This is a genomic window from Candidatus Hecatella orcuttiae (genome assembly GCF_002009985.1).
In the GTDB taxonomy this organism is placed as follows: domain Archaea; phylum Thermoproteota; class Bathyarchaeia; order Hecatellales; family Hecatellaceae; genus Hecatella; species Hecatella orcuttiae.
Window position 1 is genome coordinate 595,932 of the sequence record NZ_MTLX02000005.1, and the last position, 21,981, is coordinate 617,912.

17 protein-coding genes are annotated in these 21,981 nt (G+C 50.5%); 8 read left to right on the top strand and 9 right to left on the bottom strand.

All coding sequences use genetic code 11. The annotated features are described in order from the left end of the window. Positions 1-147 precede the first annotated feature (147 nt). Genes BWM17_RS06170 through BWM17_RS06180 form a run of 3 tightly spaced genes read left to right on the top strand, consistent with a single transcriptional unit; the run spans position 148 to position 3,783 of the window. A complete protein-coding gene (locus tag BWM17_RS06170) occupies positions 148-1,017 on the top strand; it encodes a xanthine dehydrogenase family protein subunit M (protein WP_309493064.1) in 870 nt (289 codons plus the stop codon). 19 nt (positions 1,018-1,036) lie between these two features. Next, positions 1,037-1,510: a (2Fe-2S)-binding protein gene (locus tag BWM17_RS06175; RefSeq protein ID WP_309493065.1), complete on the top strand. Its 474-nt coding sequence runs from the start codon at positions 1,037-1,039 to the stop codon at positions 1,508-1,510. Next, complete coding sequence (locus tag BWM17_RS06180; RefSeq protein WP_309493066.1) at positions 1,507-3,783, top strand: xanthine dehydrogenase family protein molybdopterin-binding subunit; 2,277 nt, start codon at positions 1,507-1,509, stop codon at positions 3,781-3,783. Before BWM17_RS06175 ends, BWM17_RS06180 begins: the two co-directional genes overlap by 4 nt. Before the next feature lie 120 nt (positions 3,784-3,903). Here the strand turns inward: BWM17_RS06180 and BWM17_RS06185 are convergent, their stop codons facing one another. The 4 genes from BWM17_RS06185 to BWM17_RS06200 form a co-directional block, all read right to left on the bottom strand. Next, complete coding sequence (locus BWM17_RS06185) at positions 3,904-4,635, bottom strand: ABC transporter permease (RefSeq protein WP_309493067.1); 732 nt, start codon at positions 4,633-4,635, stop codon at positions 3,904-3,906. An 87-nt stretch (positions 4,636-4,722) separates the two neighbouring features. After that, positions 4,723-5,394 (bottom strand): ABC transporter permease, encoded by a 672-nt coding sequence (locus tag BWM17_RS06190; protein WP_309493068.1) that lies wholly within the window; start codon positions 5,392-5,394, stop codon positions 4,723-4,725. Between the two features lie 197 nt (positions 5,395-5,591). Next, positions 5,592-6,653 (bottom strand): ABC transporter ATP-binding protein, encoded by a 1,062-nt coding sequence (locus tag BWM17_RS06195; protein WP_309493743.1) that lies wholly within the window; start codon positions 6,651-6,653, stop codon positions 5,592-5,594. A gap of 263 nt (positions 6,654-6,916) precedes the next feature. Continuing rightward, complete coding sequence (locus BWM17_RS06200) at positions 6,917-8,059, bottom strand: ABC transporter substrate-binding protein (RefSeq protein ID WP_309493069.1); 1,143 nt, start codon at positions 8,057-8,059, stop codon at positions 6,917-6,919. A 152-nt stretch (positions 8,060-8,211) separates the two neighbouring features. Here BWM17_RS06200 and BWM17_RS06205 point away from each other — a divergent pair, with 152 nt between their 5' ends. The 3 genes from BWM17_RS06205 to BWM17_RS06215 are packed head-to-tail and all read left to right on the top strand — an operon-like array spanning position 8,212 to position 11,685. Beyond that, positions 8,212-8,859 (top strand): corrinoid protein, encoded by a 648-nt coding sequence (locus tag BWM17_RS06205; RefSeq protein ID WP_309493070.1) that lies wholly within the window; start codon positions 8,212-8,214, stop codon positions 8,857-8,859. A gap of 14 nt (positions 8,860-8,873) precedes the next feature. Further along, on the top strand, positions 8,874-10,262 hold the full coding sequence (locus tag BWM17_RS06210) for a monomethylamine:corrinoid methyltransferase (RefSeq protein ID WP_309493071.1): 1,389 nt from the start codon (positions 8,874-8,876) through the stop codon (positions 10,260-10,262). Continuing rightward, on the top strand, positions 10,210-11,685 hold the full coding sequence (locus tag BWM17_RS06215; protein WP_309493072.1) for a monomethylamine:corrinoid methyltransferase: 1,476 nt from the start codon (positions 10,210-10,212) through the stop codon (positions 11,683-11,685). The genes BWM17_RS06210 and BWM17_RS06215 overlap by 53 nt, the downstream gene beginning before the upstream one ends. A gap of 205 nt (positions 11,686-11,890) precedes the next feature. On the opposite strand, the gene BWM17_RS06220 is transcribed toward BWM17_RS06215, so the two are convergent. The 5 genes from BWM17_RS06220 to BWM17_RS06240 all read right to left on the bottom strand — a co-directional run bounded on the left by BWM17_RS06220 (position 11,891) and on the right by BWM17_RS06240 (position 18,122). After that, entirely contained in the window at positions 11,891-12,388 is a 498-nt protein-coding gene (locus BWM17_RS06220) for a 4Fe-4S dicluster domain-containing protein (RefSeq protein ID WP_309493073.1), read from the bottom strand. Further along, positions 12,389-14,227: an aldehyde ferredoxin oxidoreductase family protein gene (locus BWM17_RS06225; RefSeq protein WP_309493074.1), complete on the bottom strand. Its 1,839-nt coding sequence runs from the start codon at positions 14,225-14,227 to the stop codon at positions 12,389-12,391. It lies immediately after the preceding gene. 297 nt (positions 14,228-14,524) lie between these two features. Then, positions 14,525-17,395 (bottom strand): DEAD/DEAH box helicase, encoded by a 2,871-nt coding sequence (locus BWM17_RS06230; protein ID WP_309493075.1) that lies wholly within the window; start codon positions 17,393-17,395, stop codon positions 14,525-14,527. A gap of 32 nt (positions 17,396-17,427) precedes the next feature. After that, positions 17,428-17,805, bottom strand: coding sequence for a nitroreductase/quinone reductase family protein (locus tag BWM17_RS06235; RefSeq protein ID WP_309493076.1), 378 nt, complete (start codon positions 17,803-17,805; stop codon positions 17,428-17,430). 59 nt (positions 17,806-17,864) lie between these two features. After that, entirely contained in the window at positions 17,865-18,122 is a 258-nt protein-coding gene (locus BWM17_RS06240; RefSeq protein ID WP_309493077.1) for a hypothetical protein, read from the bottom strand. 294 nt (positions 18,123-18,416) lie between these two features. Here BWM17_RS06240 and BWM17_RS06245 point away from each other — a divergent pair, with 294 nt between their 5' ends. Together BWM17_RS06245 and BWM17_RS06250 are read left to right on the top strand one after the other, a co-directional pair. Next, a complete protein-coding gene (locus tag BWM17_RS06245; RefSeq protein WP_309493078.1) occupies positions 18,417-20,291 on the top strand; it encodes a hypothetical protein in 1,875 nt (624 codons plus the stop codon). A 102-nt stretch (positions 20,292-20,393) separates the two neighbouring features. Next, positions 20,394-21,965 carry a radical SAM protein gene (locus BWM17_RS06250; protein ID WP_309493079.1) on the top strand — a complete coding sequence of 524 codons (1,572 nt, stop codon included), beginning with the start codon at positions 20,394-20,396 and terminating at the stop codon, positions 21,963-21,965. Positions 21,966-21,981 lie beyond the last annotated feature (16 nt).

Sequence of the window (21,981 nt, forward strand, 5' to 3'; positions counted from 1 at the left end):
TATTACCTAACGATCTTGCGGCCATCCACCTTATTTGTGGATAACCGGGGAAGTTAACGTCGGAGTGGAATGGGGGATCCGAGGCCAGCTTGAAGACTTGTTTACGAACCGTAAAACTTAAATTCCCTGTGTAGTGATCGCATCCCTATGAGGAAGTTTTTTAGACCTAGAGAGTATTTTAAACCCGAAACCCTCGAGGAGGCTTTGAATTTACTTGCTAAATATGGGGAATCGGCGAGACCTATTGCAGGCGGCACCGATCTGCTGGTTAAGAAGCCGCCTGAAGTTGAGTATTTAATAGACATCGCTTCCTTGCCCTTGGATTACATCAAAAACGATGGGGAATACCTGAAGATCGGCTCTTTGTCCACCTTCCACAGCATAGAGACTTCCAGTCTGTTTAAGGAAGGCGCGTATCGGATATTGGCGGAATCGGCTCATGATTTTGGCCAAGCCACCGTTAAGAATATGGCGACCATCGGGGGTAACGTGTGCAGCGCTGTTCCTTCCGCGGATTTTCCCCCGGTTTTGATGGTCTTAGACGCTAAAGCTAAGATAGTCAGTCTGGCTGGGGAGAGGATTGTTTCCATGGAAGAATTTTTTGCGGGCGTAAGGAAAACCGTTCTGAGGAGCGACGAGTTGCTTGTAGAGTTTCAGATACCTAAACCTCCGCCCCATACAGGAGCGGCATTCTACAAGCTGGGAAGGACCAGCGTGGACATCGCCCTTGTGAACGCGGCCGCACGAATAACCTTAAGGTCGGACGGTGTCTGCGAAGATGCGAGGATAGCTCTAGGCGCAGTCGCTCCTACCCCTATCAGAGCCAAGGGGGCAGAAAAATTACTTCGGAAAAAGGAGATAGACGAGGCTCTTGTGGAAGAAGCAAGTCAAACAGCGTCCGAAGAGACGAAGCCTATAAGTGATGTTCGTTCCTCAGCCGAGTATAGAAAGGAGATGAGTAAGGTTTTGGTAAAGAGGGTATTACAAAAATCCCTGAAAAGGGCGAAGGGAGAGTGAAGAAAGATTGGGGGATTCTTTGATCAAATTAAATGTGAACGGGGAAATCCACGAGGTGAGGGTAAAGCCGTATTGGACGCTGCTCCGCGTTCTCAGAAACGAGCTGGGTCTAACTGGGGCAAAGCTGGGCTGTGGCAGAGGGGAATGTGGCGCTTGCACTGTCCTCATGGATGGGAAGCCGATTCTTTCCTGTTTGACACTGGCGGCTAGGGCTGAAGGTAAGAAAATAGTCACCATCGAAGGATTGGCGGAAGGACTCAAACTACATCCTTTACAGGAGGCTTTTATTAAAAACGGCGCAATCCAATGTGGTTTTTGCACATCTGGAATGATACTTTCCGCCAAAGCCTTGTTAGACCGGAATCTCAACCCAACCGAAGAAGAGGTAAGAGAAGCCCTTTCAGGTAACCTCTGCAGGTGTACCGGCTATGTTAAGCCGGTTAAAGCAGTACTGGAAGCCGCTGAAATAATGAGGAAAGGTGGAAGTAGGTGAGCGAGAAAGAGCTGTCAGTAGTCGGAAAACCTCTCCCAAAGATAGATGCCTATGAGAAAGCTGTTGGAAAAGCGAGATATACAGTAGACCTAAACCTACCAGGAATGCTTCACGCTAAAATCCTGAGAAGTCCCTACGCTCATGCGAGGATCTTAAAAATAGACACAAGTAAAGCTGAGAGACTGCCGGGCGTGAAAGCCGTTCTTTCTCACAAGGAGGCTCGCATAATTTTGGGGGATGAAGCTGTCTTAGACGATAAAGTACGGTATGTGGGTGATAAGGTAGCCGCTGTAGCGGCCACAAGCGAGGAGGCAGCGGAAGAGGCATTGGAGTTGATAGAGGTGAAATATGAAGTTTTACCAGCGGTCTTCGACCCTGAGGAAGCTATGAAGCCGGAGGCGCCCATAATTCACCCAGATGTGCCTTTGGTAAAGGGCAAAGGCAACCTGAGGGATCCTGTATTTGACTATGGTGTAGGTGACGTGGAAAAAGGGTTCAAAGAGGCTGATTACGTATTTGAGAACAGGTACACGACTCAGCGGCAAGCTCACTGTTGCCTTGAACCAGACGTGGGTATAGCCAGCTGGGATCCCAGCGGAAAGTTAACATACTGGACATCGGTGCAAGGCGCGTTCATTGTGCGCGGCATCCTAGCCAGAGGTCTAAACATGCCTGAGAACATGATCAGAGTTATTGTGCCTCCTGTCGGTGGAGGTTTTGGAGCTAAATACGGCCGTTTGGAGGATGTTCTTTGCGCTTTGCTAGCTAAGAAGACTGGCAGACCCGTGAAGCTGGAGTGCAGCAGAGAAGAAGAATTCGTCACCACCCGAGTACGTTCCTACAGTGTCTTCTGGACTAAAACAGGCGTAAAAAAAGACGGCACTTTCACCGCGAGATATGTGAGAGCCATCATAGACATGGGAGCTTACGCCTACGGCATCTACATGGCGCAGAGAGCCGGAGCTTGGCTGATAACTCCCTACAGCTGTCCTAACTGCAGATATGAAGGCTACGCTGTCTACACCAACACGCCCAGCTCTGGGGCGTTTCGAGGATTTAGCAGTGTGCCTATTCACTTCGCTTTGGAATCGGAAATAAACAGAATCGCTGAAGAGCTGGGGATAGATCCTCTTGAATTTCGGATGAAAAACCGTAGAAAAACAGGCGAGATAAACCCTTATAACAACGTCCCAATTGACGCAAAAGGTTTTGATGAATGTATGGTGAAGGGAGCTGAGCGCATAGGGTGGCGGAGAAAACGTGGGAGAAGGGAGAAGGTTGAAGGCGTAAAGAGGAGAGGCGTGGGGATGGCCATCTCGGTTCATTTCGCCCCTGCTCTCCACCCTGATATGCTAGTTCCCGGGGTCGCTGAGATAAACGTTAACGCTGATGGTACAATTCACTTGTTGATAGGAGTAACGGATATAGGTCAAGGAATAAACACAACCTGCGCTCAAATTGCAGCTGAAGAGCTGGGAGTCCGCTTAGAAGATGTAACTGTCTCAAACATAGACACAGATGTCAATCCTTGGGGCTGGCTGGTGGCTGCTAGCTCCACTCTGATGCAGACAGGAGGAGCGGTGAGGGCTGCTGCTGCGAAGGTCAAAAAACAATTGTTCGAGCATGCCGCTAAAATGTTGGAAGTACCCCCTGAAGAGCTTGAGGCCAAGGATCGGAGAATCTATGTCAAAAAGGAGTCTGAAAGGGGGATAGAAATCTCAGATGTGATCAGGCAGGCGGGTGCTCCCTCCATTTCTCCCTATTTCGTCGACGCCAAGGCAGCTTATACTTTTGGCGCAAAGGCCACCTATACCGTGCCTATGTACATTCCTCCTTGGGGCGCCCAGTTTGCCGAAATAGAGGTGGACACTGAAACCGGCCAAGTGAAGGTATTGAGGTTGGTGGCTGCTCATGACGTTGGCAAGGCAATAAACGTCAGCATCGTAGAAGGGCAGATCGAAGGCTCTCTGCAAAACAGCATAGGTTATGCCCTGACCGAAGAACTTATGCTGGATAAAACTACAGGACAGGTGTTAAATCCTGACTTCTTAGATTACAAGATCCTTCATACTACTGATATGCCTAAAATCGATGTAATCCTTGTTGAAACAAACAGTCCCGCCGGGGTCTTTGGAGCTAAGGGAGTCGGTGAGATGGGCCATATTCCCACAGCCGCTGCTATCGCCGACGCTGTATACGATGCAGTGGGCGTGCGGATCAAGGAGCTTCCGCTAACCCCTGAAAAAATCCTTAAGGCATTGAGAGAAAGATAGATCTGCCAACGTTTATCATCTATCATCTTTAGCAGCGAAGTTTCCCTCGCAGAGTTCAGCAAGAAGCTGATATACAGCGGTTATGATCGAATTTGCCGCGCCTTCCCTTTTCAAGAGCTGTTAACGAGTTCTTTTTTCGAGAAGCCCTATGAAGACGCTTAAACCGATGGTTTTGCTTATGATGAAAATCAGGATAGTGTAGATGAGAATCAAAAAGATCGAAGCAGCTGCGAAGGTTGGGTCAACTTGCTCTCTCATGAAGGTTAAAAGCACCACTGGCAGAATTAACGCATCGCTACGGGAGAGAAACACTGAAGCGGTTACCTCGTCTAGAGAGATCACAAAGGCAAAGACTGAAGCTGCTATGATGCCGGGCTTTATCATGGGGAGAGTAATTCTTCTGAACGCCCGTAGACCGCTCGAACCTAGGACTTTTGCCGATTCCTCTAAGGTTATGTCAAACCCGCTTAGAGTGGCTGCGATTGCGCGGATAGAAAAGGGTATTGTCAAAATCACGTGAGCTATGGTTAGGTTGAAGAAGCTTATGTAGATTCCCAGGATTCCTCTGAGAAGAAAAAGTAACGCCGACCCTGTGACAACAGCGGGAACTATTAATGGCATAAAGAATAACATATTCAAAAAATCTTTCCCTCTGAAATTATAACGAACCATACCGTAGGAGGTTAAAAGCCCTGTTACCACGGATATCGAAACTACCACAGCAGCCAAAATAAGGCTGACTCTGAAGGCGTTGATGAAAACCTCTTCCTGGATAAATTTATTGACCCATTTCAGGGAAAAGCCTGGAGGAGGAAATGTGGGCGTGGTCTCCGGGCTGAAAACGATTCCCACCGTCAAAGGCAGAGGAATGAGAAGGAAGACGACGCTGAATGCTAATACGATTTTAACTAAAATTTTGTGAAGTTCCATCTTTTCTTCTCACCTGCCGCCTACGGTCAATCTCGCTGGCATTTTTTTGCTTGTGAAATAGTTAACTCCGTACCATATTGCCAGAGTATAGGTGAGAAGAACGAAAGCCATGGCAGCGCCCAGTGGATAATTAAGAGTGAACATGAATCTCTCGTATATGAAATTGGCTATGAGTGTCACTACCCCGCCGCCTACTATCATGGGAGTGACAAAAGAAGCCACGTTCCACGCGAAAAGAGCTGAGAACACTCCGATGACTCCTGGAAGACTGAGAGGCAGAGTGACCCTGATAAAAGTTCTCACAGGGTCTGATCCCAAGGTTTTTGCAGCGTCTTCTAGCGTGGGGTCGATGTTTTGAAGGGGTCCTATCAGGAAAAGAACAGCGAATACAGCACCCCATTGGCCTAAAGCTATAGTCACAGCGGCTTCATTGTACAGCAGTATGACTCTCGACATTCCTAAAAGGCTGAAAAGGTTGTTGATGGTTCCATAATATCCGAGGAGGACTATCCAAGAATAAAGGCGAATGAGGAACGATATAAGAAATGAAATGGTCACCGCTACGATGACGAAGCTTCTAGTTTTGGAAGGTTTTGCTCTGACGATCCAAAAGCTTAAGGGATACCCTAAACCTAGGGCGATGAGTGTCGCTAGGAGAGCTACTCTCAACGTAACTATCATGACCCTTTGGTAAGCGGGTTCAGTGAATATCAGTATATAATTTTCTAGAGTAAACGCTTTCTCTATTTGTAAACCTACTAAATGCCTATAAAAACTGAGTTCTCCCATCATAGCTAAGGATACTATGAAAAAACCCATTATAATAAATACGGGGAAGAAAACCATGAATTTTAGTTTTTGAAAACTGAATATCGCCTTCAACCTTCCAGTATTAGAGAATCTTCGCATTGCCATTCAACGACCACCGTTTCACCTGGAGGAAAGAACTCTTCTTCAATGCTGACCGCTGAAATCGGAGTGTCCTTCACATCTATACAATAGGTTTTGAACATTCCCTTGAAAGATGCGCTCTGAACACTGCCTATGAAACTGTTCTTTTCTTTGACTTCCCCTTTACACCTGATCTTAATTCTTTCCGGCCTTACAACCACTGTGACCTTATCGTTTTCTTTAAGCTTTGAACCTGAATTTAACATGGAATGTAGAATGAGACCTTTCTCCGTTCGGACGCACACGTAGGGCGCTTGTATTTTTGTCACTCTCCCTTCAAAAAGATTCGCCTCACCGATGAAATCAGCTACAAAGCTGGATTTCGGCAACTTATAAATCTCATGCGGATTTCCAACCTGCACTATCTTGCCTTTTCTCATCACTGCGATGACGTCGGACATGGTAAGGGCTTCCCCTTGGTCGTGGGTGACATAAACAGCGGTTACGCCTATCTGGTTGATGATCCTTTTTATCTCCAACTGCATGGCTAAACGCAGCTTCAGATCGAGGTTGCTGAGGGGTTCATCAAGTAGTATTATTTTAGGTTCAACAACCAAAGCTCTTGCCAACGCTACCCGCTGCTGTTCTCCCCCGCTCAGTTGGTAGGGGTACCTCTGTTCATAGCCGGGAAGCTTTACTATTTCTAAAATTCGTGCAACTTTGTCTCTAATTTTGTCTTTGCTCAGCTTTCGTTCCTCTAATCCGTAAGCTATGTTCTTGAAGACGGTCATATGGGGGAAAAGCGCGTAATTCTGAAATACCATGCTGAGGTTTCTTTTGTAGGGAGGAAGGTTGTCGACCCGGCGGCCGTCCATGTAAATACTGCCACTATCCTGCTTGGTTAAGCCAGCTATTATCCTAAGCAACGTCGTCTTTCCACAGCCGCTAGGCCCCAAGAGGGTGAGAAACTGTTTTTCTTTCAAGCTGACGGAAACGTCGTCGAGCACTTTAACTCCATCATAATATTTGACGATACCTTGGACACGCATTGCCTCCAATTTCTGCTCTCCTTTTTATAAATTCTTGAAAGCAAATTAAAAAGCTTACTGCTATTTGACGGTGTGAAATGATCAAATTTGACACAAATACATCTACCTAAACGAATTACGATGAATTTTGTATGCTTTTTCTTAACGAAAATTCAAAAACCGGCTGCTCTTTTTCATTTAAAGCTTCTTTACGGAAAACCATTAAAAACTACAGAATGGAAAAAATGGGCAGGAATAAATATCATAAAAAAAGGGGGAGAGATTTAACCTTTCACTCCTAGAAGTGGACGGATTTCTTCGTCAAACCGTGCAGTCCACTCTTCCATTTTCTCCCGCGCCACCAGCGGATCGTATGCATACGCGTATTTTTCAATCTCTTCCTTGGTCAAGGCGTAGGGATACGCAGCGGCCTCTGCATTTATGTTTGTTGGGAACTGGCCTAGTCGTGCAGCTGATTCTTCGTTTATCTCTCGGTCCAAAGCTAGGTTCACGTATTTGAAGGCCCATTCTTTTCTGGGACTGTTTGTCACGTGCAGAGTCCATTCTCCTAAGTGAACTGGATGCTTCTCGGAGGCGGCGGCGAATGCCACGGCAACCCCTCTCTCCAGTAATGGTAGGAGGCTGTCGTTTGTTGAACCTAGGTGCACGTTGATTTCTCCCCTTTCGATAGAACTGATGATGTCCCCTACTGTTGGGGTGATGAGCGTGATGTTCGGCGCTATCTTTTTCAGCAATTCCCATCCGGGCTCTGGATTATATTCGTCTCCACCCATAGCATAAGCCAGCCGCAGCAAGGTTACTCCGCCATAATAGCCAATGGGAACTATTCCTATCCTGTATTGAGGGTCAGCAAGGTCTTCCATGGACACCGGCTCGTCAACTAGATCGGTACGATATAGTGTTCGTACGTGAGACATGAAATTGGCTACACCGTAGATTTTACCATTGTATACCGTCATGTATTCGTCGGGGATTTCTTCCAAATTCGGCATTTCCTCCACCGGGAAGGGGGCTATGATGTTGTCTATAGCGGCTTCCAAACCTGCGACATGGGTAGCACCCCAGACATCGTTGAAATAGTTAGGTAGGTCAGCTCTGATCTTGGCCAGCCCCTCTGTGGAATAAGCCTCTACCTCATACCTTACAGGAATACCGAATTCTGCTTCGAACATTTCGTTAATATATTCAAACGCTGCCCTGGATTTGGGGTCTCCCCAAGCTAAGAGTGTTATAAAGTCCGGCTTCGGTACTGGCGTAGGCGTGGGTGTAGGCGTCGGTGTTGGAGCCGGGGCTGGGGGCCTTGTGGCCTGCCAGGCGGCGTAGCCGCCCACACCAGCCACCACCACAGCCACAACCGCAGCAACACCGTATTTTAGGGCGCTTCTACGAGATTCGGAAGATGTCAAGAACTTTCACCGGTTTAGTCTATTACCAGATATCTTATATATAAAAGTTTCGAGAAAAAATAGATGGAAATATTAATCAGCATCCCCATTAGAAAATCTTATATAGATAATGAAATGAAAATTATATCCCCTCATAATTTGGGGGATTTCCTTTGTCCAAAGAAGAAGTTTTGGAAAAGCTACGCAGAAGTTTTCTCAGCTACGATGAGGAAGCCACTCGAAAGGCTGCGGCGGAGGCTCTCGCTGCGGGAGTAGACCCCTTGGAGGCTGTAAGCGTCCTTACAGAGACTATCAGAGAGCTAGGTGAGAAATTTTCTAAGATGGAAATCTTTCTCCCCGACTTGATGCTGGCGGCAGATGCCATGAGAGCTGGATTAACCGTGTTGAAGCCGGAGTTGATGAAAAGAAAGGCGGAGACCAGAACTCTAGGTAAGATTCTAATAGGTGTGGTGAAGGGGGACATCCACGACATCGGTAAAACCATTCTGGTCACGATGCTAGAGGCCGAGGGTTTCGAAGTGATCGACTTGGGAAAAGATGTTCCCATAAGAAAATTTGTGGAAGAAGCTCAAACTCACAACCCTGACATCATTGCCGCTTCCGCTTTGATGACGACGACGAGGCCTGAGCAAAGAGGACTTATTGAATATCTTAAACATCTGGGCTTCAGGGACAAATATAAGGTTATGGTGGGAGGCGGTGCGGTGACAAGTCAGTATGCCGAAGAGATAGGCGCTGATGGATACGGTGAAAACGCCCCTGAAGCTGTGGAAGTTGCAAAAAAACTGATTTCTAAGTGAAGGGGAGTTCAGTTTTGTCGAGGTCTAGGGTGTGGGAGCTTTGGCGGAGGGCTGAGACGGGTCCTCTCTGCCCGGAGCGGGAGTTTGACCTGAAGAGGTTTTATCCGGCTGTGAAGAGGCTGGTGAAGGAGTACGACATAACATACGACCCTGAAACCGTCATCCCCACCGACAACACCCTCATCGACGACGTTTTCAAGGCGGGGATCGATCTACTGACCGAAGTGGGGGTGCTTTGCCCGGATACCGAGAAGATTATTCAGTTGGAGGAGCGGGAGGTCAAAGAATCCTTAGCTACCCTCTCCGGTGAAATGACGGTAGGGGAAGGAAAGGACGCCTGCCTTCTGAAACATAGAAAGATGGAAGACCATGAGCCTGCACGCGTCTTCGCAGGGCCTTCAGGAAATCCCATATCCGAGGAGATGGCTATCCCCATATACCAGTCTTGCGCTCAAGAACCAACCGTCGACCTGCTTATGTACGGTACACCTACCACAATTGCGGGTATGGTGTCAAAGGACGGTTCGCCCATGGAGATGTACGCGGAGGTCGCCAATGTACGCTGGCTGAGGGAGGCTGCCAGAAGAGCAGGAAGACCGGGTATGTTCATTATCGGTTCTGGAGCAGTAGGTGTGGCACCCGCAATACTGGCCAGCTTGGTAGAGAACGGCTATAGGAAAACCGACGGAATACAGCTCGCAGGACTACCGCAGTTAAAAATACCTTACTTTGAACTTTGCAAGGCTGAATTCTGCATCGAGTACGGGTGCAGAGGCTGGGTTACCTCCCCAGCTTACATAGGGGGGTTACCGGGCGGACCTGAAGCGGCTGCCGTCACAGAGGTAGCTGAGTGCATAGCTGCCAATCTTGTGTTTCGCACACCTTGGGTCTGTGTGGACATTCACGACCTTCTGTATCCGCCCGGCACGTCGAGGAGGGATGTAATGAGCATGGTGAACTTGGTTACAGCTGCTCTTGCAAAGCATACCAAGTTGATTGTCTCCACCCTCTGCGACCGCGTTTATGCAGGATGTTGCACGGACATGGCTTTCTATGAATTTGCAGTGGCAGCCCTTGGAGCTGCTGTTGCTGGAGGAGACCCTATGAGTGGATGTTGCAGAGAAGGCAGGTACACCGACTACGTAACCGGTATGGAGGGAAGATGCACAGGTGAGATTGCTAAATCGGTTACAGGAATGAGGAGGGTGGATGCAAACGACATAGCGAAGGCCATCTTAGCCAAGTATGAAGACCGCCTTCCACCGAAAGGGAAACCACCCATTGGGAAGGAGTTTCGAGAATGTTACAATCCGAAAACGGTTACACCTAACAAAGAATATGTAGAACTTTATGGGAAAATTAAGAAAGAACTGGAAGATATGGGGATTAGCTACAAATTTTAGGTTTGTGACGCTGAGGGTAGGTGTGGAGTTGTCGAGGTCTAGGGTGTGGGAGCTTTGGCGGAGGGCTGAGACGGGTCCTCTCTGCCCGGAGCGGGAGTTTGACCTGAAGAGGTTTTATCCGGCTGTGAAGAGGCTGGTGAAGGAGTACGACATAACATACGACCCTGAAACCGTCATCCCCACCGACAACACCCTCATCGACGACGCCTTCAAAGCCGCCATCGACCTACTACTGGAAGTAGGTGTCCTTTGCACGGACACAGAAAAAATAATCAAGCTTGAAGAAGGAGAGATCAAGGAAGCTCTTGCCACTTTCCCAAAGGAGATCACCGTCGGCGAAGGCAAGGATGCTGTTACTCTAACTCATAGGAAGATCGAAGACGATAAGCCTCCTAGGATCATGGGAGGACCCAACGGTAGCCCTATATCCGAGGAGATGGCGATTCCCATCTATCAAAGCTACATCCAAGAACCTATGCTCGACATACTTTTTTATGGGACGCCGACGACGGTGGAGGGTATGGAGGTGAAAGCCGGCTCCCCCGTGGAGTTGTACGCTGAAATAGCCAATGTCTACTGGATGAAAGAAGCTGCGAGGAGAGCTGGAAGACCCGGCATATGCACTCTTGGAGCCGCGGGGGCGACTGCGGCTCCCCAGATACTGGCCAGCTTAGTGGAGGGTGGTTACAAAAAAACCGACGCTATGCAACTCAGTCCTCCTCCTCAATTGAAGGCTCCTTACTTCATGCTCTGTGAAGCAGCCCATTGCATTGAATATGGGTGCAGAGGCGTAGTCATCCCCAGTTCCATCATAGGCGGCCTAGCTGGAGGGCCTGAGGGCGCCGCCATAACCAACATTGCTGAATGCATAGCCTTCGCCATACTTTTCAACACTCCTTGGGTGCATCCCTTCATGCCTGAGGCACTCCATGCCCCTGGATGCTCCGCTTATCCTCCGGAAATGGCTATGGAACTTCTGTCAATAGCCGCTTTAGTCAAACATGCGAATCTCATAATTACCAGTGGTGCGAACTCTAGGACCTTCTCAGGACTTTGCACTGATACGACCTTCTATGAGATTGCAGCACCCGCTATAGGCAAAACAGTGATAGGCGCCAACCTCCATGCAGGTTCAGCGAGGAAAGGCTACTACACCGATTACATGGCAGGCATATCAGCTCGGTGCACCGGAGAAGTAGGGTGGGCCGCTGTGGGGCTGAAACGGGAGGATGCCAACGAGATGGTTAAAACAATTATGGCAAAATACGAAGATATACTGCCACCCAAAGGAACGCCGCCCGTTGGAAAGAAATTTCAAGAGTGCTACGACGTCCAAACTGTCACACCGACAAAGGAACATGAAGACTTATATAAGAAAGTGAAAAAAGAGCTTGAAAACATAGGGTTAGCCTTTAAATATTGATTTCTTAATCCTTAAACGGGGTCTGTTTAAAAGATAGACTGAAAAGCTGAAGCTTGATTTGTGGAAATAGCTTTTTCATTCTCATGAGTCTTGCAGGAGACGCTTTAATCTGTCCCTAAATATGCTATATCGCCCCAAAAAAATGACGGCTACTCCCTTTCCAGCATTAGTTTCTTTGAGTAGCCTATAACTGCTTTGGTTGAAATCAGCGTAATCTTGGTTTTTTAACGTTGTTCACCAGAAGTTTAATCAGTTCTTTTTCTTGGGATCTAGCTGAAAGGGCCTCTAGGTTTGTGAGTTCCAATGCTTCTTTGGGGCAAGCCTTAATGCAGGCAGGATCTCCACCGCAGAGGTCGCAGACAACTACAACTTTTCTATCAGGATGTAAGGTTAACGCTCCGATGTCGCAAGCGTCGATGCATAGGCCGCAGCCTGTGCACTTTTCATCGTCAACGATTATTATACCTGTCGAAGGATCTTTGGTTAAAGCTTCCAGGGGGCAGCTTTCGACGCAAGGCGGGTTTTCACATAGTTTACATGCTAAAGCCATATTGCCGACAGCTTCAGCTTCAACAATACGAACTGTCTTTATCCGACTCAGCAGAGGGTTGAACTTTCCCTCCTTCACAGCTGAGCATATCAGTTCGCAGATACGGCAGCCTGTACATTTCTCAGGACTCGCTACTACATAGCTACGTTCCATCTAGTTCCCTCCATACGTCACCATATCAAGCCCTAATTTGGCGAGTTTTTCCTTCGGAGGTATACCCTCCGCACTCCAGCCGCGAGCTTTAAAGTAGGCTTCCAAAAGGAGGCTTCGCTCCTCCTCGGTAAATCTGATCCCCTTCAACGGACCGTTACCTATGGGTTCTTTGAAGATTCGAGCGGGATAGGTTTCATCTTTCAGGGTCCACCCTTCTCTGATGTTGTAACTTTTTTCAAGTGTGTAGATTCTTTCCCCGGCTAAGCTCAGTTCTTCAACACTCAGAAATAACCCGGTTGCCAACCGGTAGAGTTCAGCTATCTGCTCATAGCCTGTAATCACTTTTCTCGTAAACTTGCAGAGGATCAAGGAATCGATGACAGCCCAAAGGTTTTCCCTGTCAGCCACTAACCTGCCATAGGCTGGATCCGCCTTAGTCCCTTCGACCTTACCTGCCAAGTCAAAGTCGTAGGCGCTGGCGGTCATATGGTGGCCGCCGCGAGTTGAGGTCATAAATGCAAGAGCACAAACCTTCAGACCTCTTACCTCGTAGTCTGGTAACTCCAATCCCTTACTGTGCATGGCGAAATGCTGGGAGTCCTTCCCAAGCTTTTCAGAGGCTCTTTTCACACCTTCAGCCAAGAGGTCTCCTATGCCCTTGCGGTAGGCTATCTTTCTGATAATTTCCAAAACGGCCTCCCCGTTTCCGAATTTGAGCTCAAGACCGCCTGTGTCTTCCCGGGTCAGCAAGCCTTTTTGGTAACATTCCATAGCCCAGCCTATGGTAACTCCGACGCTTATGGTATCAACACCGTATCGGTCAGAAAACTCTGTAGCCTTGACCATCAACTGATAGTTACCTACTCCTGTGGAGAGGCCTAACCCGTAGAGGCTTTCCTGCTCGACGCTGGCTGTAGTCCCTTTATAAGGTCCGTTCTTCAGAACGGTTACGGGATCGCAGGCTATGGGGCAACCTTGACATGCTATCATCTTCGGGTGATAACGTTCTTTCGTGGTTTCTCCGGTAAACTCTTCATGAAGCACATGGTCGCTGGACTGCTGCCAGTTTCTCGTCGGCGAGATGCCCATTTCGCTAAGGGAAATCATTCCTCCGGGAGTGCCGTATAGCCTGTAGTATTTCGTGGCATCACCTTGGCAATCCTTGTAGAGTCTATTGCAATACTCAACCAATTCATCTATTTTCGCCACCTCTAAAGACTTGGAGCCGCGAACTGCCAGGGCTTTGAGTTTTTTAGACCCCATCACAGCACCCATCCCTGTTCTGCCTGCTTGTCTACTCTTGTCGCTGGTTATACAGGCATATCTGACTAGGTTTTCCCCCGCGGGGCCTATTGCCGCAACGCTGATGTCCCTGTCGCCTATTGTCTCCTTTATCATGTCTTCCGTTTCCCATGAATCCCTCCCCCATAGGTCCTTCGCATCTTTAAACTGCACCGAGTCGTCGTCGATGAAGAGGTAGGTTGGCTGGGCGGCCTTTCCGGTTATCACCACAGCGTCATATCCAGCCCATTTGAGCGTCGGACCCCAAGAGCCTGAACATACGCTTTCCCCCATGAGAAAGGTGAGGGGAGACTTGGCGTGAACTATATACTTGCCTGCGGAAGGAATGCAGGTTCCAGCAAAGGGTCCTGTGGCAAAGATTAAAACATTGGCTGGGTCGAAGGGTTCCACCCTAGGCGGAGCGTTTTTGCACAGATAGTATATGCCGAAACCGTTTCCGCCTATGTATTTCCTGCAAAATTCTTCCTGCAGTGTTTCCGATTCGATTCTCTGACGGGTTAGGTCAACATGTAAGACCTTGTTTCTATAGCTGTACACAGCGACCCCTCCCTTATTAGAGATAATAACAAATTATAGTAGTGTTTAGATTTTTGCCATTTAAGGCTTTAGGGTTTCTGCTAGTGTCTCTGATAGGTTCAGCATCAACTCACGCCTACCCCACCGCTACCAACTTACCTTCACTTCAAGCTGAGAAGGCGATGGCTCGCTTAGTCTAGAATCCGCAGTCCCCTCCTTCCTGCGCACCCTAAACCGCCCTAGTTCTGAGGCTCAAACTGCCAAGCCAAGCCCCAAAAGCAGGACAATACCTCCCCAGCATAGAAAATAAAGAAATTTTTAGAATGAGGCTTCAGTGTCCCAAAACATCCTCGTTCGGAGGTAGGTTCTCTCCGCCTTCAGGATGGCTGCGTAGAATTTCTCCTCCGAGTCATGAGGCTTGCTTAGGATTCTCACCGCGGTAGCGGGGCCTATTCCCCGGGCTGAGAGAGCTATCACCGCCTCTTTACCGTAGGTTTGAACTAGGCTGGCGTTTTTCCAAGCGGTATGCCAAAGTTTTTCTTCCTCGCCGCTGAGCTTTTTCCCCTGCAGTTTCTTCTTCACGGTCTTCAAGGTTTCGCTGTCCTTGGGGTTGAGCACCGCGATGAGGGTTGAGTTGCAGCGGGGGCATCGAATGGTGGAAGGTAGGCTGGAGACCCGACGGTGGGCTTCCCAGTCTCCCTTGAAGACGCAGAGCAGTTTAACGGTCTTGGAGCCCAGCCGCTCTTTGAGCATTGGTATGATCTCCCCCTTCTCCACCGCCGGCCTCAGGAGGTCATGGGGGGCTATCTTGTCGAGGAGGGGAAGCGCCAAGGGGGAAGGTTCAGGGCGGTGGAGCGCTGTTTCCACTTCCACTTCTCCACTCCTGATCTTCGCCAAGACTCTCTGAACAGTTTCCAAGTCGATGTCTTCGAGGAAGATTTCCCGAAAGGTCTCCTTGTAAACTGGGGTCCCCCGCAGTGCTTTCCGAAGGGCTTGCGCCTGTCTTTGGCGGAACTCCGCTTTCTTGGAGATAACTCCGAACCTCTTGGCGTTGTTCCAAAGCCTCCACTGGAAGAGGGATGTCTGGTCTAGGATGGTCTCCAAGATTTCAGAGGCCTCCTCTGGACGGAGGCTTCTCAACTCCTCCTCCACCAAAGAAGGGTCCAAAGCATGGGGGGTGATGAAAGCCATCCGGTAAGGGTCTGACTGCACAGCGACGTCGATTCCCAGTTTAGCCGTGAGGAGGCCTGCCAGAACCCTGCTTAAACCCCGGTTAGCCCTATCACCGAAGCACCCGTGGATGAGAGTGTAATTTTCAAAAGCTTCCACCACCACCCTCCGGTCGTGGGGGAGGGGGAATTCCTCCTCCACGTGCCTCTGGATAGCCGTAGCCACCTTGACCTTGGAGGCCTCGTCTAGAGGGTACCCGGAAAGCGGCTCAAGGGGATCTCCGCCGTCAAGAACCTTGGCACCTATCTCTCTTCGCAGCCTTCCCACCTCCAAAGCTACGGTGTAAGGGACAGGGATGACTTCTCCTTCCCAGGCAGGGATGGCTGCTGGGCTGGCTTCTACAGCTTCCACCTCCACCACCCGCCTCTCCTCGTCGACGTGGAGAACCTGCCACGCGGAGCCGTGGAGAATGAACTGGTTTCCGGGTTTTCCATGTTTGGCTACGAAGTCTTGGTCTAAGCTTCCTATTTTCCTCCTCGCCGCGTAGTCTACCACCGTAAACCGGGATACCTCGGGGATCATGGAAAGGTTTTCAAAATAATACTGGTGGGAGGAAGGCGGCTTCACCCTGAGTCTGTCCCCGTGCACGCTCAGCTTCCTCTCCTCCTTCAGCTGGTTTACAGTTTCCATGAAGGCTTCCGGAGGTAGCTGCCTGTAAGGGTAAGCCTTCCGGACGGTGGAATAGGCTTCTTCTAGGGTTAGGGAGCCCTGATCTAGGGCGAGACCCACCAGCTGATGGGCTAGGACGTCTAGGGCCTCCCGGTGGAGCAGAGGCCTCTCCAACTCTTCAGCCAAAGCCTGTTTTAAGATGACGGCGGATTCGAGGATGTCGTCGGGCCAAGCGGCCAGAACACATCCCTTAGGCCTCCCGGCTACAGCGTGGCCGCTTCGCCCTATTCGTTGAACAAGCTTCACCACTTGCTTCGGAGACTGGTACTGGACCACCATGTCCACGGTTCCGATGTCTATCCCCAGCTCTAGGGAGGAGGTGCAGACAACCACCTTCAGCGCCCCCTGTTTCATCCGACGCTCCGTCTCCACCCTGACTTCCCGAGATAGTGAACCATGGTGGATGCCCAAGGGAAGCTTGGGGGCTAAAGCCTTCAGCTTGGACCCCAAAGACTCAGCATGCTCCCGGGTGTTGGTGAAGACCAAAAGGGAGCGATAAGCTTGGGCGAGTTGAAGGATCCTCCTAAGCCTGGCCACCGTGCCCGCGGAGATGAGCAGCTCAGCGGCAGCCGCCGAGTCCGCCTGGGTTAGGGACGGACTTTCCACCCAAGCCTCCACATCCCTGAAGGCCTCTGCCTTGAGGATTCGAACCTCTCGCCCCTCTCCTACGAGAAACCGGGCAACCGTTTCAGGCTCCCCGATGGTTGCGGAGAGGCCGATTCTTTGAAAGTCCCGCTGGGTTAGGCTTGAAAGACGTTCGAGGGCGAGGGAAAGCTGGACGCCTCGCTTGTCGTCGGCCATTTCGTGGATTTCGTCTACCACAACCCATCTCACCGCGGAGAGATGCCGTCTCATCTTCCGCCCGACTAGGATGGCTTGAAGGGTTTCCGGGGTGGTGATCAGCATGTGAGGAGGTTTCTCAGCCTGAAGCTTTCTAGCCGCCTCCGGGGTGTCTCCATGCCTCAGGCCGATTTTTATCCCCAAGACATCTCCCACTTCTGGGAGTCTTCGGAAAAGGTCCCGGTTGAGGGAGCGGAGTGGAGTCACGTAGAGGGCGGCGATGCCTCGAAGCTGCGTTTCCTGCCTTAGGCGGTGGAGGCTTTCGAAGATGGGCAGCACGGCCGCCTCGGTTTTACCCATCCCCGTGGGGGCGATGAGGAGGACGTTCTCACCTTGGAGGATAGGCTGGAAAGCCAGCTGCTGGATGAGGGTAGGTTTCTCTATTCCCAGCTTTTCCAAGGCCTTGAGGAGAGGCTGGGAAAGCTGCTGAAAGAAATTCACCCTAGACATCCGCCCCTAGGATGGCATGGAGCCAACGAGGTTTAACCAGCGGTTGCTTTCAACTCTAAGAACACTTCACCCTTCCATCTGCGAAGGCTTCTCAGGAAGTCGAATATGTGGTATTTCCTCCGGTAGGCGCTTTGAACCATCCGAATGGTCGCTTCGTCTTCAACCAATTCGGCTTGGGCTGAGAATTTTAAGCTGTCTACCTCCGCTTGGACTTGAGGGTGGACTCTCACGTTTTTGTACCATTGAGTTTCTCGGGTGGTACGGAGGAAAAGCCGGCTGTCTAGGCAGATAAACCATACTCTTACAGGTCTGGGCAGGCCTGTTTTTCTCCCTTTCGTTATCAAGCGGAGGGTGAATTTGGATCCAGCCCGCTTCAGTCTTTTCCAGATGTCTGAACTTGAAGGCTCCAATCTTAACATCCTACAGCCTCCCAGCCATATATAGGTAGCTGGGCTGCCTCTAATCTGGTTTAAGGATTCTCCCTCAAAAAACGTCGAAGATATTGGGAGTAAATTTTCAGGTCAGTTTGCTTCAACGTGTCTCTCTGACCTTTACACTCCCTTTCCAACGCCTCTATCAACTGGGTGAAAGTTTTTACCTTGGAAAGGAGGTCGTTCAAAAGCCCTCGAAGCCATTCCAAATTTTGAAGGTAGGGAGTTACCTCGCACAGGGCTTCTAAGGCCCTTTGGCTTAGGGAGGTTTTTTGGCCTGACATCATCGCCTTCATCCACTTCATCGAGCTACTTCGTAACTTCCGAAAAGTCTTAAGAAGATTAAAGCCAGAGCTATGAGGGAGAGAATGAAGACTACAGTTTTAACGATATCGTAGGTTTGGAAGGCTGACAAGCCCTCTTCTCCTCCAAAAAAGGGTGAAGCTTTTCGTTAAAAATTTTCTGATCCCCAGAAAACCAAGAGTAAACGGCAAATAGGCTTCTTCAGATGTAAAATTACCTTAACCTTTATCCGTTTCCACCCTATTTATGGATCGTAGAAAACCATGAATTGGCTCGGCATTCTTTGCGTGGTTCTGCTGGTAGGCGGGTTAGCTTCCACCGCCCCCTCTCCCTCAGCCTCCGATCTGAAATACTATGCCACCGGCACCATATCCCTGGATAAAGAAGTTTACAGTCCCGAGGACGGAGCAATCTTAACCGTCACAGTCGTGGACGCTGACAGAAACCTTGACTCAGGCGCCGTCGACGGCTTCACAGGCACCGAAGCCCCAGGGGTTATCATCCAAGTTACTAGGGACGACGTCCCCCTCGCCGCCTACGACCCGCCTGTAGCCATTACCATGGCTGAAACCGGGAAAAACACCAACACTTTCCAAGGGAGACATACTCTCTCCTCGGAGGTGGAGGATGGAGACGTCATCGTTGTGATGTACTTGGACTCGGAGGATGTTTCCGGAGACCCTCGAACCATAACCGCCTACGCCTCGGTGAGAGCCCACACCGGGGAGCTGGTTTTGGATAAAGCCGAATACCGGATGGGTGAAAGTGTGAAGGTAACGGTCACAGACATCGACTTGGACCTAGACCCGCAGGTCAAAGACACCATCGCTGCGGGGACCGTGGGAGCTGAAGGCGTGGTGGATGTTCGGACATCTACAGACCGCACCGGCATGACCATCAGCCTCACCGAGACCGCTGTGGACTCCGGGGTTTTTGAAGGAAGCTTCACGCTGGGAACGTTCACCGCCGGTTCCACCATCAAAGCGTCCAAGCATGACACCATAACCGTGAGGTATAACGACGCCCATGATGCTTCAGGCAGGTCGGTGGACATCATCGTTAACGCCCAAGTCTTCGCCTCCACAGGCGCCATTCAGCTTGACAAAGACCGCTATTCCGTCAACGCCCAAGTCACGGTTACGATAACCGACCCCGATGAGAACGAGAATGTCGATGCTGTGGACTGGATACCCAACACCGCCCTAAACATCAGGACCACCAGCATAAGCTGGCCTCTCAACCCAACCAACGACATCGACGAAACCGGGGTGGACACAGGCGTTTTCGAATACGTCTTCACCCTTAACCAACCTGTGGGAGGCGCCATCCTGACGGCAAGGGACGGAGACAGCTTGGTTGTCACCTACATCGACCCGGTTGATGCTGAAGGTCGGCAGGATGTGGCCGTTACGGCGGTAGCGGAGATAGGCCACACCACCGGGACAGTGACCTTTGACAAGTCCTCCTACGAGTTCACCGACGTGGCGAAGATCACGGTGGAAGACCCTGACATGAACACAAACGCCGGGCTCAGGGAATCCTTCGAAATCGCCGTGTTCTCTGACACAGATCTGGCTGGAATAGCTTTAACCGTCACAGAAACCGGGGTTAACACAGGCGTTTTCGAGGGGGCTTTCACTTTCACCACGAGAGCGTCTGAAAGCGGCCGGCTGAGTGTTACAGAAGGCGACATCATCACCGCCAAGTATGTGGATGAGACCCCCAAACCTGAGGATGTGGCGGGATATCAACCTGAAACCTATCCTATTCCACCCATTGTCATAAAGGCCACGGCAAGTCTGGGCGAACCAAGGCCAGCTCTCCCCATCCTGACTTCCTCTCCTGAGCTGCAAGACGCCCAAGGCAACCCCCTTGTAAAGGGGGCGGTGGGGGTTCAAGTTCTCTTGGTGACGGAGATTTCCAACCTAGCCTCCACCACCCAGTCGATGCTTTACATCGTTCAAATTAAGGATTCGGTTGGCGCTGTGGTGTACCTAAGCTTCATCAGCGGCAATGTGCCGGGGAAAGGAAGCTTAACCCTTGGAATTGCTTGGACTCCGGAGGAGGCGGGAAGCTACACCGTGGAAGTCTTCGCTTGGAAAAGTTGGAGCGACCCTACTCCCTTGGCGGAAACCAAAAGCGTTGAAATCACCGTGGAATAGCCCCCTCGGAGGCTAAATTCCTCCGTGTAATTTTTATATAATAAAAAACTTCTTTAATTGACTTTATTAGGCGATGAGAGTTCCTTTTATGGGGTTGAAAGTATGAGCCGCGGATATAAGATAGTTTTGACCTCGGGGAGAACTCTCATGAGCGAATACCATGGAAACATCTTCCTAGGCTTCGGAGCGTGTATGTCAAAGGGACTAATCCCCGACGAAGTCTACTTCACCTACCTTTGCCCGCCTGTGGAGTCCAATGAAGACGGCTCAGCCAAATACGCCCAGCTGGGAACCCGGAAAATAGAGGCAGCTCTCTACGATTACGGTTTTAAACCCGAGGAAGTCATCGTGGCTCATCCTGACCACTTGGAGAAAGCCATAGGGCCTGAAACCAGGGTAGTAGGCCTCACGGAGCATGACCCCCTAGGCTACGGGCCTCCCACCTCCACCTTCACCCAAATCCTAGGCGGAGAAGCCTACAACGTCCACAAGTTTAAGGAGATAGTCAATCACCCTCTCATCCAACAGCACCGGCCCAAGATAATCCTAGGCGGAGGAGGCGCATGGCAGCTTCTAGACGAAAAACTCCGCAAAGCCTATGGAATCGACTGCGTCGTGGTAGGAGAAGGAGAAAAAGTAGCAGGACCCCTTTTCGAAATGGCTGTCAAAGGCGAAGCTCTTCCCCCCGTCGTCCGAGGGGATGTGGCTTCGGTTGAGGAAATTCCCCTCATCAGCGGCCCCACCATCTGCGGCGTGGTGGAGGTTGCTCGAGGCTGTGGAAGAGGCTGCGACTTCTGCGTCCCCGACATGCTCAGATACCGGATTTTCCCCTTGGAGTACATTCTCAAAGAGGTGGAGGTCAACGTCAAGGCGGGAAGAAAGCCCATCCTCCACGCTGAGGATGTCCTCCGCTACGGAGCTAAACACCTAGAGGTTAACGAGGAAGCTGTCATTCAGCTTTTCAGCCGGGTGAGACAGCATCCGGGAGTCGGCGGCGTGGGCATCAGCCACTTCTGCCTCTCCTCAGCGGCCAGTGCTCCGGGGGTCATCGAGAAGGTGGCTGAAATCCTTCGGCTGGGGGAGGCGGACGGTCAGCTTTGGCTCAGCGGGCAGACTGGAATTGAAACAGGAAGCCCTGAGCTGGCTAAGAAGCATATGCGAGGTAAGGCTAAGCCCTTCAAGGCGGAGGAGTGGCCGGAGGTGGTGGTCAAAGCCTTCGAAGTGCTCTCCGATAACAACTGGGTTCCCTGCGCAACCCTGCTCATCGGGCTGCCGGGCTCCACGGAGAAGGACTCGGAGCTTACCCTGAAGCTGGTGGAGAGGCTGAGGGACTACAAAAGCATCATCGTCCCTATGTTCACTGTGTACAACGACACCACCCGCGGGTACTTCACCTACGACCAGATGACCAGAGTCGACGGGGAGCTTTTCCTAGCCTGCTGGGAGCACGACGCCCGTTGGGCGAACATGCTGACGGAGGAATACCTCCGCACCATCGACCCGGATCTGGCGGGGGGTGTTAAATCCGTGGTCTCCTACACGGTTTCAGCCATAAACAACCTCATTCGTAGATGCCGAGATGAGTATGACTGCAACATCGTCAAGATGGTTCAGGACTTGAAACCTAAGGGCGGGGAGGAACCCCCGCTTCCTCAAATAGATTTATGGATTTAGAGAAAACCGTCGCATC